Below are 12397 nucleotides of genomic sequence, written 5' to 3' on the forward strand. Positions count from 1 at the left end.
TCGGGCGGGGCGAGGGGTGCGGGTCAGCCATGGGAGGGCTGGAGGAACACGACGGCATCGGTGTGCGCGACGGCGTGGCGAGCGATGGCAGACGAGCCCGGTTCGGTGGGCGCGACGGTGATGGTGGTGCCGCTGACGGGTGCGGCGATGATGTGCTGGAGGTAGAGCAGATCGGCTGCCTGGGCGGCGGCCACGACCGACCCGGCCGGATCCAGCAGGATCCCGGAGTCGCTGTGTCGGCATCGGGAGAGAACGACCAGCAAACCGCCCATCGGCAGCACCTCGGTCGCGAGCGAGGTGACATGGTCGGCGGCGGCGTTCGGGTCGACGTGCTCGGCCAGCAGGCTCGCGATAACCAGATCTACCTGCTCCCCGGACCAGCTCCGGTCGGTGGGGGCATCGAGGCCATGGCGGTCCAGCTCACCGATCGAGGCCAGAGCAGTGGCGGTGTCGGGCTCGATGATCCGCAGTGCGCCCCGGGCGGCGGGGGCGGGCCAGCCCAGCAGCATCACCCGCGAGGCCGGTTCGGAGAACTCAGCGATCGCCTGCGCCAGGACCGGGGCGGGCCAGCGGTCCTCGGGATCGAGTGGTTCGGGGCCCAGCGCCCACAGGGTCGAGGGGACGCGCACCGGGGCAGACGTGGAGCGGTGGCGGGAATTGGCGGGCATAACGACTCCTGACGAGAGAGAGCGGTGTGTACTCGCTTACTTCCGCCGAAAAGCCGTTTTCGGGACACAATTATTAGAACTTTTTTCTGAGAATTTTCTGAGACAGAAATGGCGACAGGATGCCGTTCTGTGGGTGGCGGGTCGAACTTTTTTGAGAATTTTTCGGGTGGTTGCGAACCGGCTCGGATGGGATATCGGCAATCTATTTGAAACATATCCGGTTCATATCCTGAACCTATCCGCGCCTTCACGGTTGCAGGTAGATGGGCATATCAGTCCGGGTATGAGTGGGATATCGAGGCCCGAGCTAAGCGATAGCGAAATATTCGCCAGGTCGCCAAAGATATGACTTGGATATGTTTCAGATAGGTTTTGGATATGGTTTGGATATGTTTCAGATAGAGGCCGCAGGTGTCCTTGTGAGGTCGGAAGTTCTCGATCAAACAAGGAGTCTTTGTGGTGACGAATTCACACGTCGGGACATATGCGGGATCGGGCGGTAAACCGGGTTCTCCGCTGGCAGTAGTGCGGGCGGGTTTCGACCGCATCGCCACCGAGTTGTTGCCCGCCTACCCGCGTGCGGTGCCGACGCCGGACGCCGCCACGGCCAGCTCGGTACGGACGTGGGAGCAGTTGCGCGAGCGGCTGTGGGACCCGGCGGTGCCGATCGCCGAGATCGACGCGATCTGGGTATGGCTGATCGAACGCACACACAACCACGACCAGGACGCGATGCTGGTGTGCGCGGGCCTGGCCGTGCCGATGCTAAGCAGAGTTGCCGGGGAATACGCCACCCCGGGCAGCAGCAGCCGCCACGACGTCGAGTCCGAGGTACTGACCGGATTCCTCACCCACCTCGCTCGCGTCCCGTTGGACCGGCCCGGGGTGTGGCATCGCCTGCGGTGGGCGGCCTACCGCGCGATGATCACCGGGGCGAATCAGCAGCAATCACCAGCGATGTCAGCGGGTGACATCGACTGCGACCTCGGTCCGCTCGCAACGCGGGCGCGGTCGGCGATCGCCGAACCCGGCCATCCCGAGACGGTTCTGGCCCGAGCTGTGACGGCCGGAGTGATCTCCGCCGACGCGGCCGAACTCATCGCCGCTTCGCGGTGGGAGGCCCGCTCGCTGACTTCGCTGGCGGCTGAGCGTGGCGTGTCGTTGGGCAAGCTGCGCAAGCAACGCCGCCGCGCCGAACGCGCCCTGCTGGCGTGGCTGACCGAACGCGCCCGAGACCTGGACTCCGATCGCACCAGCTCCGTCGAGGCCGCGACGGTCACCGCACTCGCGCCGCCCTCACGGTTACCGCGGCGAGGTCGCCGGCCCAAGCGCGACTCCTCGGCACCGGCGCAGCGGATCACCGAGCACGGGCAGGTGGCGGCATGAACGGGAACCGAGAACACCTCAGCGTGGTGGCACTGTCCTCGACTCGGCAGGCGGTGCTGCGGCGGCGGCGGGCGACGATCCTCGCGGCCCTAGCCACGATCATGGCGTTGCTGGTGCTGATGGCCGGGTCAGCGTCGGCCGCCCCGCAGACAGCGGTGCTGGCGGTCGCGTCGTCGCTGGATGAGGTGATCGACAACGCCCGCAACTGGGTGATGGGGATCCTGGCAGGGTTGGCGACGCTGTGCCTGACCGTTGCCGGTGCGCGGTATCTGCTCGGCGCGGGAGACCCCGCCGAGACCGAGAAAGCCAAGACCGCCTTCCGTGCCGCGTGCATCGGCTACGGGTTGGCGGTGCTGGCACCGGTCATCGTGGCCGTTCTCAAGTCCATCGTCGGCGGCTGACGGTGAACGCCTCACACCAGCCCAGTCCCACCCGGGTCTGCGCACTCGTACGCACCGCCATAACGGCGGCAGTGGTGGCGGTGTTGGTGGCGGTCCTACTCGGGCTCACCGGCGCGGGTAATGCCGCCGCCCAGCCCGCCACGCCGACGCCCCCTGTGCCGGTGACCCCGACACCTGCCTCACCGACGACCGCTCCGCCGACTACGACCCCGCCGTCGCGGTGGGTGACGCCGCCCTCGACCACCACCCCGACCCCGGCCACGCCCACACCCTCTCCGGCTTCGCCGGGTTCATCGACCTCGGCCGAGTGCGGGGTCACCAACATCAACGGGTGCGTGGAGAACGCGATCGACGGATTCTTCCGGCGCATCGTCGAGTCCGCGCTCAACCCGCTGCTCGAGTTGCTATCGGAAACCCTGCTCACCACACCCGAACCCAGTGAGATCCCACAGATCGGTGTGCTGTGGAACCAGTCCTGGCAGATCGTCACCGCCCTCTACGTGCTCGTCGTGATGGCGGCCGGGGTGCTGCTGATGATGCGCGAGAACCTGCAGACCCAATGGTCGCTCCGAGAACTCGCCCCCCGCCTGGTGGTCGGGTTCGCCGCCGGGGGACTGAGCATGGCGATCGCCACGGCAGCGATCAGCTTCGCCAACGCACTCGCCGCCGCCGTGGCCGGAGATGGCGTCGACTCCGGCTCAGCCGCCGATGCGCTGACCGAGCTCGCAACGACCGGTCCACAGAGCCAAGGCTTCGCGCTGCTGCTCTATCTCGCGCTGGTGGTGATGCTGCTCGTGCTGCTCATCAGCTACGTCGTGCGAGTCACCATCACGATCCTGCTGATCGTGGGTGCACCGCTAGCGTTGATGTGTCATGCCCTGCCGGGTATCGACGGGGTAGCGCGGTGGTGGTGGCGCTCGTTCGCCGCGTGCCTGGGGATCCAGGTCGTGCAGTCGCTGATCTTGGTGACGGTTCTGCGGGTGCTGCTGGCCCCGGGCGGGTGGTATCTGTTCGGCCCGGACGCGAACGAGATCGTGAACATGATCGTCGCTTTGGCGCTGATGTTCGTGTTGATCAAGACCCCGTTCTGGCTGCTATCGGTACTCAAGATCGGGCAAGGCCGCAGCTTCGTCGGCTCGATTGTGCGTGGCTTCATCGCCTACAAGACGCTCGGCCTGCTCAAAGGTTCTACCGCGAGTAGCGCACGCAGCGCCGCCTCAGCGACATCCGGCCAGCGTGCGGCCCGGCCCCCACGAGCACCTCGTACCGCTACCAGCTCCGGACCTGTGGATCCGTTTGCGCGGGTCCGCTCGACGCGAGACGGGCAGCTGATGCTGCCTCTGGCAGGGGTGCGCCGCGTCGCCCGCCAGCCGAGCCCGACACCCGCCCACTCGACCAGCCCCACCCCACCGCCGAGACCGACGCGGGCTCAACGTGGACGCCAGCTCGCGTTCGACTTCGCCCCACCGGACCCATACCGGGGCATCCGCGCCGGGGCTGGCGGTCAGTACCCGCTCCCGATCCCGGTCCGCCGGGTCCGCACGACACCACCGGCCACACCACCACCCGAGCGACCCGGCCGCCGGGCAACACCTCAACAGCTCGCCTTCGATTTCACCGAGCCCGCCCCGGCCGACCCCTACGCCCGTCTCCGGCCGAACCGCAGCGGCCAGTACCCGCTGCCGTTCCCGGTGACCCGGGTCAAACCTGTTCCGCCGCCACCGAACCCGCCACATCCACCCGCATCCGCGCCTGCGCGTCCTGCGGGGCGGCAGCTGCATCTACCCATGCCCGACCTGCCCGTGCGCCGCCGCGCACCACGCGCTCCGAGAGGAGACACCCCGCAATGAGCACCATCGTGCGCATCCCCGCCGACGTCGACCGCTCCGACCGACTGCTGGGTCCGTTCACCGCCCGCCAACTCGCCGTCCTCGCCACCACCGCCGCACTGATTTACGTCGCCTGGATCACCGTCAAAACGGTGATCGAGCCGCCGATCTTTCTCGCCACAATGACTCCAATCGGAGTCATTGTCACCGTCGCCGTCGTGACCCGACGCGACGGTCTGTCGACCGACCTGCTCGCCGTCGCTGCGATCCGCCACCGCCTGCGCCCACGTCACCTGGTGAGAACACGCGGGCAGGCACCGCCCCCGCCGCAATGGATCACCAACCGCACCACCCGAACCCGGCCCCGCCCACCCACACCGGTCGCGTTCACCGCGCAGATGTCACCGCTGCCGGAGTCGGTGACGCAAACCGGTAGCGGTATCGGGGTGATCGACCTCGGTGCCGACGGGCTCGCCGTCATCGCGGTCGCCGGAACCCTGAACCTGAGCCTGCGTACCCCGGCCGAACAGGACAGTCTCGTCGGCCAACTCGCGGGATGGCTACACACGCTGCGCCAACCCGTGCAGATCCTGGTGCGCTCGGCACGGTTGGACCTCACAGAACAGATCACCGGCCTGCACTCCGCCGCCGAGCAGATGTCAACCGACCTCGCTGTGTCCGCGCTCGATCATGCCGATCATCTCGCCGAGCTGGCCGCGCGAGAGAACCCGACCCACCGCCAAGTGCTGCTGGTGTGGCGCGAACCCACGCAGAGCCTCGCCGCCACCGGGCTGCGTGCCCGGTGGCCCGGACGAAACCGGGCCCGGCGCGCGCTGTCCACCGGCGCGCGCCGGGCTGCGCAATCGCGGCTCCTACGCCGGATGGCCGAGGCAGCCGATGTCCTTGCACCGCTGGGAATCTCGGTCACCTCTCTCGAAGAGACGCAGGCGCGGTCGGTGCTGACCAGCTGCACCAACCCCGAGGGCCTCGTCTCGGTCGCAGCCGACATCGCCGAACCCTCCGCGATCATCACGTCTGACCCCGCCTCCGCAGTGGTCGACCCATTCGCCACCGAGACCGGGTTCGCGCCGGAATCACTCACCATCGGCACCCGGCATCTCGAGATCGGCTCGGACTGGACTCAGACCCTCGCGGTCACCGGATACCCGAGAGAGGTAACGGCCGGCTGGCTCGCACCACTGCTCTCACACCCCGGACGTGTCGAGGTCGCCATACACATCGACCCCGTCGACCCGGTCACTGCCGCCACCCGTCTACGCCGCCAGCAAGCCCGACTCGAGTCCTCCCGGATGCACGACACGGGCCGAGGCCGCCTCACCGACCCACAGGTCGATGTTGCGGTGGAGGACGCCGCCGACCTGTCCGCCCGGGTCGCGCGCGCGGAGGCGAGGTTGTTCCGCGTCGGGATATATCTGAGCGTGCACGCCGAATCCGAGGCCGAACTGGCTGACGAGGTTGCCGCCGTGCGGGCCTTGGCGGCCAGCCTGCTCGTGGATACCTGCACCCTGTCCTACCGAGCCGCTCAAGCCTGGGCCACCACTCTGCCGCTGGGCCAGGACTTGATCGGAGTCCAGCGCACCTTCGACACCACCGCCCTCGCCGCGGCGTTCCCTTTCGACTCCCCACAACTTCCCGCCGTCGATCCGGCGCAGGCCGCCCGCCCGCACGGGGTGCTCTACGGCCGCGACGCCGCCTCCGGGCTGCTGTTCGTGGACCGGTTCGCCCCCGAAGCACACAACCACAACCTGGTCGTCCTCGGGCGTAGTGGTGCGGGTAAGTCCTACCTGGTCAAAACCGAGATCCTGCGGTCGCTCTATCGCGGGATCGAACAGATCGTGATCGACCCCGAAGACGAATACCGCCGCCTCGCCGAAACTGTCGGCGGAACCACCATCCGCCTCGGAGCCCCCGGCGTGCGACTCAACCCCTTCGACCTGGAAATCCACACCCGAGACGACGGCCGCCGCAGTGCCCCGCCCGATGCGCTCACGCGGCGCAAGCTGTTTCTGCACACGTTGATGCAGGTGTTGCTCGGTGACCAGACCGCCGCGCAGAGAACAGCATTGGACTCGGCGTTGACGGCGACCTACGCCGCTGTCGGGATCACCGAAGACCCGGCCACCTGGACCCAACCGGCACCCACCCTGGGCGGATTGCGCGAGCAACTCGCCCGGATGGCAGCCCCCGCCGCCGCAGAGTTGGAGGCTGGGCTGCATCCGTTCGTCGGCGGCGGAGCCTACGGCGCTCTGCTGGATGGCCCGACCACCACCGACCCGGACGGTGGGCTCATCGTGTTCTCGCTGCGAGAACTGCCCGAGGAGCTGAAAACGATCGGCACCTTGCTGGTGCTGGATTTGACCTGGCGCCGGGTGTCGCACCCGGGCTTGCGACGACCTCGCATGATCACCGTGGACGAAGGGTGGCTGCTGCTGAGCCAGCCCGCCGGAGCACGGTTCTTGTTCAAGGCGGCCAAGAGTTTCCGCAAGCACTGGGCCGGGCTGACCGTGGCAACCCAGGACTGCGCCGACGTGTGCTCAACCGAGCTCGGACGCGCGATCGTGTCCAACGCTGCGACCCAGATCCTGCTACGCCAAGCACCCCAAGCCATCGACGAAGTCGCCACCGCGTTCCACCTCTCCGACGGAGAACAACAATTCCTGCTCTCGGCCGCACGGGGGAGCGGTCTCCTCACGGTCGGCGGAGATCGGGCTGTGTTCGGATCGCTGGCGTCGGCCACCGAGAACTCCATCATCACGACCGCTCCGGTCGAACTAGCCGCTAGGGATGACGAACCCAACACCGACGTCGAGATCGGCGATACGTTGGCGGACTCGTTGACCGGCACTCCTAACAAGCAGGAGACCGGCCACCCGAACATGGTCGCGTCTGCCAGCGACCGAGCCGAGGTGGTGGTCGGAAGTTATGGGGCATGAGCTCGTCCTGCTCCGGTCGTAGGACGCCCAAATCTTCTTCACCATCACGGACCCCGCATGCCCGGCGAGAGCGATCTAGCGCGGCCCGTCCGCGCATCCACGCGCTACCCAATCCGCCCGGAATCCGCCGCTGTGCCCGAACGGGGCGGTCGGCGAACGGGAAACCCCAAATCGGGCGACGCGACAGCAGAAACGTTGGACGAGAAGCTATTTGACTGCTCACCAACTACGGAGCGTTCATGGACCCGGTGTCGGAATGATCCGGTCCCTTCACGCAACCCATCACCCCGTCGCCGCCGACCCTTACTTGGCACCGGACACGCGGCGTGGTGCACGAAGAAAGCGAGGAATTGATGAATCCGAGAACTCCTGGCGGCGAGGTGGTCACGCCGCTGCACAGGCCCGGCGGTCCACACCGGACGGGACACAGGCGCTGGCTTAACCGCAGTGAGGCTGCCGACTACTTGGGCGTGCACCCTCGAACGCTGGCGAACTGGGCCGCGATGGGACGCGGCCCCCGCTACTCGAAGCCCTCCGGCAACTCGTGCATGTATCGCCTCGGTGACCTGGACGCCTACCTCAAAGCGTGCATGGTGCACACCGATGACCAACCCGAAGCCGCCTGACAGCCATCGAAAGAATCGAAAGAATCGAGAGGATCAATGCCACGACCAGCCACCGAGCTCGGCAGCTACGGCGATATCGGCACCAAGGAGCAGAAGGACGGGAAGTGGAGAGCCTGGGTCACGTTTCGTGACTACGACGGCACGGGCCGCGTCGTGGATGCACTCGGAAAAACCAAGAGCAAGGCCACGGCGGAGTTGCGGAAGAAGCTCACAGCTCGGCAGAAGCAGTACAAGGGCCGCACGCGCGGCAAAGTCACCCGCGATACACGCCTCACCGTCCTGATGGACATCTGGCTCGACGAGGTGTCACGAGATGAAGGCGTAGGCCAGCAGTCGTATGACCTGTACAAGGGCGAGATCGACGCGAGCGATGACAAGCGCGCCGACAAGGCGACGGTCAAGCTGCGTCCCGCGATCGGCAATCTTCGTGTCTGGGAGGCAGATACAGGTCGACTCGACGAACACATCCAGTCGATTGTCGCTGCCGGAATGAGGTCGAAGGCGCGGCTGCACAAGGTGATTCTGACCGGCATCATGGGGGTCGCCGTGCGATACGGAGCCCTGCCGGAGAACCCGGTGCGAGACACATCGCGTCTGCGCAGCCGCAAGATCAAACCTCAGACGATCGAGCGGGACCGCCTGGCAGGTCTGCGTGCTCAACTTCGGGAGTGGTTGGCGGGTAACGAGATTCCGGGAGCGCCCGCTTACACGCACGGCCCGAAAAGGGACCGGACGATACTCGATGTGGCCGATTTGATCCTGGGCTCAGGGGTGCGGCCAGGCGAAGCGCTGGCAGCGTCGTGGGATCAGTTCGATCTCGAGGCGAAACCGGCGACGTTCACCGTGTCGGCGACCATTGTCAGGCTCAACGGGAAGGGGTTGTTCCGGCAGGAGTGGGCGAAGTCCGATGCCGGGCATCGGACGGTGGCGCTGCCCGGGTTCACGATCGAGATGCTGAAGCGGCTACGCGACAGCCCGACCTGTGGACGGATGTGCGCGGTGAAGGCGCTGCGCGAGGTGGGTACCAACGTGGTGCAGATCGAAGACAAGGTCCCGCTCGTCTTTCCCGGTCGGGGCGCAGTGCTGCGCGATCCGAACAACTTCAATCGGACATGGCGGAATGCCCGGGGCACGTTGTATCAGGATGTCACGCAGTACACGTTCCGGAAGGCGGTAGCGACGCTGATCGCCGAGACGTCGGATTCGAAGACCGCCGCCAAGCAGTTGGGGCACTCCCGCGAGGCGATCACCGAACGGCACTACATCGCGTCACCGGAGCAGGCGCCGGACTCATCGGCCGCGCTGGAGCTGGGGTTCGGTACGTCGGGCTGACAACGACGTTCTTGGTGGCGAATTCTTGGTGTTTTCTTGGTGATGGCCCGAAAATGCAGGATAAACGAAGAAATCCCCTGACCATTTTGCCTGGTCAGGGGATTTCTTATGCTCCCCCATCTGGACTCGAACCAGAAACCTGCCGATTAACAGTCGGCTGCTCTGCCAATTGAGCTATAGGGGATTGCCCTGGGTGGCTAGACTCAGGCGGTCTGCCTTGGCGGGCTGACCGAGATGAAACTTTAGCGCATCGTGTCGCGGGAACCCAAATCGGGGCGCTACCTGCGGACATGCGGCGTATAACGATGTGTCGTCGGATGGTGGCCGGATCGACATGGATGGGGCGGCTGGGGCAGGATGGAGCGCGCACACAGACGTGGGAGGAGCTCCAGGAGATGCTGCGGTTGATCATCGGCGTAGCGGCCGGGTATGTGCTCGGTACGAAGGCCGGGCGCGCGCGCTACGAGCAGATCAGTGCGGCGACGCGGGCTGTCACGGGGTCCCCGGTGACGAAGAAGCTGGTGTCGGTGGGTCGGCAGAGGCTGTCGGACAAGTTGAGCACGCAGCAGAAGCTGGAGCCGATGGAGCCGATCGACGAGCGGACCACGGTGCTGATTCCCCACAATCAGCTGCGCCGCTGAGCTGAATCCAGGCGGCCGGGTACGTCGGTTCGCTTGTATGGAAGTCCCTGGCTGACGAGGAATCCGACTCGATGCAAGAGGGCTGTACCTGCTGAGTGGCGCCCTCGGCTAGATCTGGCTGAATTCGTTTACAGCACAGACACTTTCACTGTTCGCCTCGCGCTAGCCATCGAGCCGTTATCGAACTCTCGGACGACGGTTGTCAGAGCGACTCCGAGGTGCGCGCCGGTGGCCTCGCGGACGTCGGATTCGCTGACGCCCGGCGCGGTTTCGGCGAGGGTCAGGCCGTCGGGCCATCACGATGACCCGTTTCGCGCCGTGGACCAGGCCCATCGCGCCGCGCATGCCCTTGACCATCTATTGGGGTGTGGCCTTAACTTGGTTCGCTATGCGGACTATTGTTCGTATGGTGAACATGAGGCCCTCGTGCATGCCGAACTTCGGTGAGGGCTGCCGCGACGTAGCCGCGGGCCCGGTGCATCGACGTTCGCCGCGGGGCGAGCGCCACCGGTTCCCACGGGAGAAGGAGTCACGGCAGTCATGACCGAACCGTCGCCGGATTACGTGCAGTCCCTCGGGCGCGGCCTCGCCGTCATCCGGTCGTTCGACGCCGAACATCCCCGGCGCACCCTCAGTGAGGTCGCCCAGTCCACCGAGCTGACCCGGGCCACCGCGCGACGTTTCCTGCTCACCCTGGTCGAACTGGGCTACATGCGCTCCGATGGCACCCAGTTCTGGCTCACGCCAAGGGTTCTCGAACTCGGCTACAGCTTCCTGTCCAGCCTGAGCCTGCCCGACCTGGCAGGCCCGCATCTCGAAGCACTGGCCGAGAAGGTCCGCGAGTCGACCTCGGTATCGATCCTGGACGGCACCGACATCGTCTATGTCGCCCGTGTTCCGGTGAGCCGGATCATGACCGTCTCGATCAATATCGGCACCCGTTTCCCCGCGTTCGCCACCTCGATGGGCCGAGTACTGCTCGCAGATCTCGACGACGACGCGCTCGGCGAATACCTCGCACAGGCCGACCTGACGCCGCTCACCGACGCGACGGTCACCACGAAGCGCCAACTGCGCGCTGAGCTGGCACAGGTCCGCTCCGACGGCTTCTGCATCGTCGACCAGGAGCTCGAGCACGGACTGCGCTCCATGGCGGCGCCCCTGCGCGATCGGCACGGCACTGTGGTCGCCGCGGTGAACATCTCCACCCACGCCGCCCGCTACACGCTGCGCGAGGTCCGCGATTCCCTGATCCCCGCCCTGCTCGCGACCAGCACCGCGATCGAGCACGACCTGACCCAGATCCGTTCCAACACCTGACGTCAACGAGGAAGATCCATGCCCGAAGCTGTTATCTGCGAACCGCTGCGCACGCCCGTCGGCCGATTCGGCGGTGTCTTCAAAGACCTTGCCCCGCAAGAACTCGCCGCGACCGTGATCACGGAACTGATCGCCCGCACCGGGCTCGATCCTGCGACCGTCGACGACGTCGTCCTCGGTCAGGCATCGCCCAACGGCGACGCCCCCGCGATCGGCCGGATCGCCGCGCTGGACGCCGGCCTCGGTGTCGGCGTGCCGGGCGTTCAGGTCGACCGGCGCTGTGGGTCGGGCCTGCAAGCAGTGCTGCAGGCGTGCATGCAGGTGCAGTCGGGCGGCAGTGATCTCGTGCTGGCGGGTGGGGTGGAATCCATGAGCCGCACCGAGTTCTACGCCGCCGACATCCGCTGGGGCATCCGCGGCGACGGGCCGGTGCTGCACGACCGTCTCGCTCGCGCGCGAGTCACCGCCGGTGGCAAGAACTTTCGCGTCGACGGCGGCATGATCGAGACCGCGGAGAATCTGCGCGCGCAGTTCGGCATCAGCCGCGCGGATCAGGACGCGCTCGCGGTGCAGTCGCATCAGCGGGCCGTCGACGCGCAGCGGAATGGACGTTTCGACGCGGAGATGGTGACTGTCGCTGTGCCGCAACGGAAACAGGACCCGTTGCTGGTGCGGACCGATGAGCACCCGCGTGCCGATACCGACCTCGACACGTTGGGGCGGCTGCGTCCGATCCGGCTCGGTGCCGATCCCGAATCCACCGTGACCGCAGGCAATTCCAGTGGCCAGAACGACGGCGCGGCTGTCTGCATCGTCACCACTGCGGAGCGCGCGCAGGCGCTCGGCCTGCGTCCGATGGCGCGGCTCGCGTCGTGGGCGGTCGCGGGGGTACCGCCGGCCACCATGGGCATCGGGCCGGTCCCCGCGACCGAAAAGGCGCTCGCTCGACTGGATCTCACCCTTGCCGACATGGACTTGATCGAACTCAACGAGGCCTTCGCCGCGCAGACCCTGGCCGTGCTGCGAACCTGGAAGGTCGAACCCGACGATCCGCGCGTCAATCCCAACGGCTCGGGGATCTCCCTCGGCCACCCGGTCGGCGCCACCGGCGCCAGAATCCTGGCCACCCTGCTGCACGAGCTGTCTCGCCGTGAGGGTCGCTACGGGCTCGAGACGATGTGCATCGGCGGCGGACAGGGTTTGGCAGCCGTCTTCGAACGCGTCTGCTGATCCGGCACAG

Annotated in this window: 11 protein-coding genes and 1 tRNA gene; 9 read left to right on the forward strand and 3 right to left on the reverse strand. The window is 66.8% G+C overall.

Going from position 1 to position 12397, the window contains the following annotated elements:
• Nucleotides 1–23: 23 nt before the first annotated feature.
• The gene (locus tag ACQHI0_RS03110; protein ID WP_427906424.1) at nucleotides 24–668 is read right to left on the reverse strand and encodes a hypothetical protein; all 645 of its coding nucleotides are present in this window, start codon (nucleotides 666–668) and stop codon (nucleotides 24–26) included.
• A 459-nt stretch (nucleotides 669–1127) separates the two neighbouring features.
• On the opposite strand from ACQHI0_RS03110, the gene ACQHI0_RS03115 reads away from it, so the two are divergent.
• Together ACQHI0_RS03115 and ACQHI0_RS03120 are read left to right on the forward strand one after the other, a co-directional pair.
• A complete protein-coding gene (locus tag ACQHI0_RS03115; RefSeq protein WP_427906425.1) occupies nucleotides 1128–2054 on the forward strand; it encodes a hypothetical protein in 927 nt (308 codons plus the stop codon).
• Nucleotides 2051–2455 carry a pilin gene (locus ACQHI0_RS03120; RefSeq protein WP_427906426.1) on the forward strand — a complete coding sequence of 135 codons (405 nt, stop codon included), beginning with the start codon at nucleotides 2051–2053 and terminating at the stop codon, nucleotides 2453–2455. Before ACQHI0_RS03115 ends, ACQHI0_RS03120 begins: the two co-directional genes overlap by 4 nt.
• Here ACQHI0_RS03120 and ACQHI0_RS03125 read toward each other — a convergent pair.
• Nucleotides 2433–2825 carry a hypothetical protein gene (locus ACQHI0_RS03125; RefSeq protein ID WP_427906427.1) on the reverse strand — a complete coding sequence of 131 codons (393 nt, stop codon included), beginning with the start codon at nucleotides 2823–2825 and terminating at the stop codon, nucleotides 2433–2435. The genes ACQHI0_RS03120 and ACQHI0_RS03125 overlap by 23 nt on opposite strands.
• Here ACQHI0_RS03125 and ACQHI0_RS03130 point away from each other — a divergent pair.
• From ACQHI0_RS03130 to ACQHI0_RS03145, 4 genes are all read left to right on the forward strand, one after another.
• Nucleotides 2791–4305: a hypothetical protein gene (locus tag ACQHI0_RS03130; protein ID WP_427906428.1), complete on the forward strand. Its 1515-nt coding sequence runs from the start codon at nucleotides 2791–2793 to the stop codon at nucleotides 4303–4305. The genes ACQHI0_RS03125 and ACQHI0_RS03130 overlap by 35 nt on opposite strands.
• The gene (locus ACQHI0_RS03135; protein ID WP_427906429.1) at nucleotides 4302–7238 is read left to right on the forward strand and encodes a PrgI family mobile element protein; all 2937 of its coding nucleotides are present in this window, start codon (nucleotides 4302–4304) and stop codon (nucleotides 7236–7238) included. Before ACQHI0_RS03130 ends, ACQHI0_RS03135 begins: the two co-directional genes overlap by 4 nt.
• Nucleotides 7239–7591: 353 nt before the next feature.
• A complete protein-coding gene (locus tag ACQHI0_RS03140) occupies nucleotides 7592–7864 on the forward strand; it encodes a helix-turn-helix transcriptional regulator (protein ID WP_378952948.1) in 273 nt (90 codons plus the stop codon).
• A 36-nt stretch (nucleotides 7865–7900) separates the two neighbouring features.
• Nucleotides 7901–9196, forward strand: a complete 1296-nt coding sequence (locus ACQHI0_RS03145; RefSeq protein WP_427906430.1) for a tyrosine-type recombinase/integrase — start codon at nucleotides 7901–7903, stop codon at nucleotides 9194–9196.
• A gap of 111 nt (nucleotides 9197–9307) precedes the next feature.
• Here ACQHI0_RS03145 and ACQHI0_RS03150 read toward each other — a convergent pair.
• Nucleotides 9308–9380, reverse strand: a tRNA-Asn gene (locus ACQHI0_RS03150).
• 211 nt (nucleotides 9381–9591) lie between these two features.
• Between ACQHI0_RS03150 and ACQHI0_RS03155 the strand changes: the two genes are divergently transcribed.
• The 3 genes from ACQHI0_RS03155 (at nucleotide 9592) to ACQHI0_RS03165 (ending at nucleotide 12387) form a co-directional block, all read left to right on the forward strand.
• Nucleotides 9592–9837, forward strand: coding sequence for a hypothetical protein (locus tag ACQHI0_RS03155; RefSeq protein ID WP_266298859.1), 246 nt, complete (start codon nucleotides 9592–9594; stop codon nucleotides 9835–9837).
• Nucleotides 9838–10377: 540 nt separating this feature from the next.
• Nucleotides 10378–11157, forward strand: coding sequence for an IclR family transcriptional regulator domain-containing protein (locus ACQHI0_RS03160; protein WP_427906431.1), 780 nt, complete (start codon nucleotides 10378–10380; stop codon nucleotides 11155–11157).
• An 18-nt stretch (nucleotides 11158–11175) separates the two neighbouring features.
• Nucleotides 11176–12387 (forward strand): acetyl-CoA C-acetyltransferase, encoded by a 1212-nt coding sequence (locus ACQHI0_RS03165; RefSeq protein WP_427906432.1) that lies wholly within the window; start codon nucleotides 11176–11178, stop codon nucleotides 12385–12387.
• Nucleotides 12388–12397: the final 10 nt, after the last annotated feature.

It is taken from the genome of Nocardia sp. FBN12 (assembly GCF_050320175.1).
Lineage (GTDB): Bacteria > Actinomycetota > Actinomycetes > Mycobacteriales > Mycobacteriaceae > Nocardia.

What these genes read in the sequence shown, in the direction of transcription:
- ACQHI0_RS03110 (WP_427906424.1), bottom strand. Translation starts at nt 668, where the DNA reads ATGCCCGCCAATTCCCGCCACCGCTCCACGTCTGCCCCGGTGCGCGTC.
- ACQHI0_RS03120 (WP_427906426.1), top strand. Translation starts at nt 2,051, where the DNA reads ATGAACGGGAACCGAGAACACCTCAGCGTGGTGGCACTGTCCTCGACT.
- ACQHI0_RS03125 (WP_427906427.1), bottom strand. Translation starts at nt 2,825, where the DNA reads ATGCGCCGGAAGAATCCGTCGATCGCGTTCTCCACGCACCCGTTGATG.
- ACQHI0_RS03135 (WP_427906429.1), top strand. Translation starts at nt 4,302, where the DNA reads ATGAGCACCATCGTGCGCATCCCCGCCGACGTCGACCGCTCCGACCGA.
- ACQHI0_RS03140 (WP_378952948.1), top strand. Translation starts at nt 7,592, where the DNA reads ATGAATCCGAGAACTCCTGGCGGCGAGGTGGTCACGCCGCTGCACAGG.
- ACQHI0_RS03145 (WP_427906430.1), top strand. Translation starts at nt 7,901, where the DNA reads ATGCCACGACCAGCCACCGAGCTCGGCAGCTACGGCGATATCGGCACC.
- ACQHI0_RS03155 (WP_266298859.1), top strand. Translation starts at nt 9,592, where the DNA reads ATGCTGCGGTTGATCATCGGCGTAGCGGCCGGGTATGTGCTCGGTACG.
- ACQHI0_RS03160 (WP_427906431.1), top strand. Translation starts at nt 10,378, where the DNA reads ATGACCGAACCGTCGCCGGATTACGTGCAGTCCCTCGGGCGCGGCCTC.
- ACQHI0_RS03165 (WP_427906432.1), top strand. Translation starts at nt 11,176, where the DNA reads ATGCCCGAAGCTGTTATCTGCGAACCGCTGCGCACGCCCGTCGGCCGA.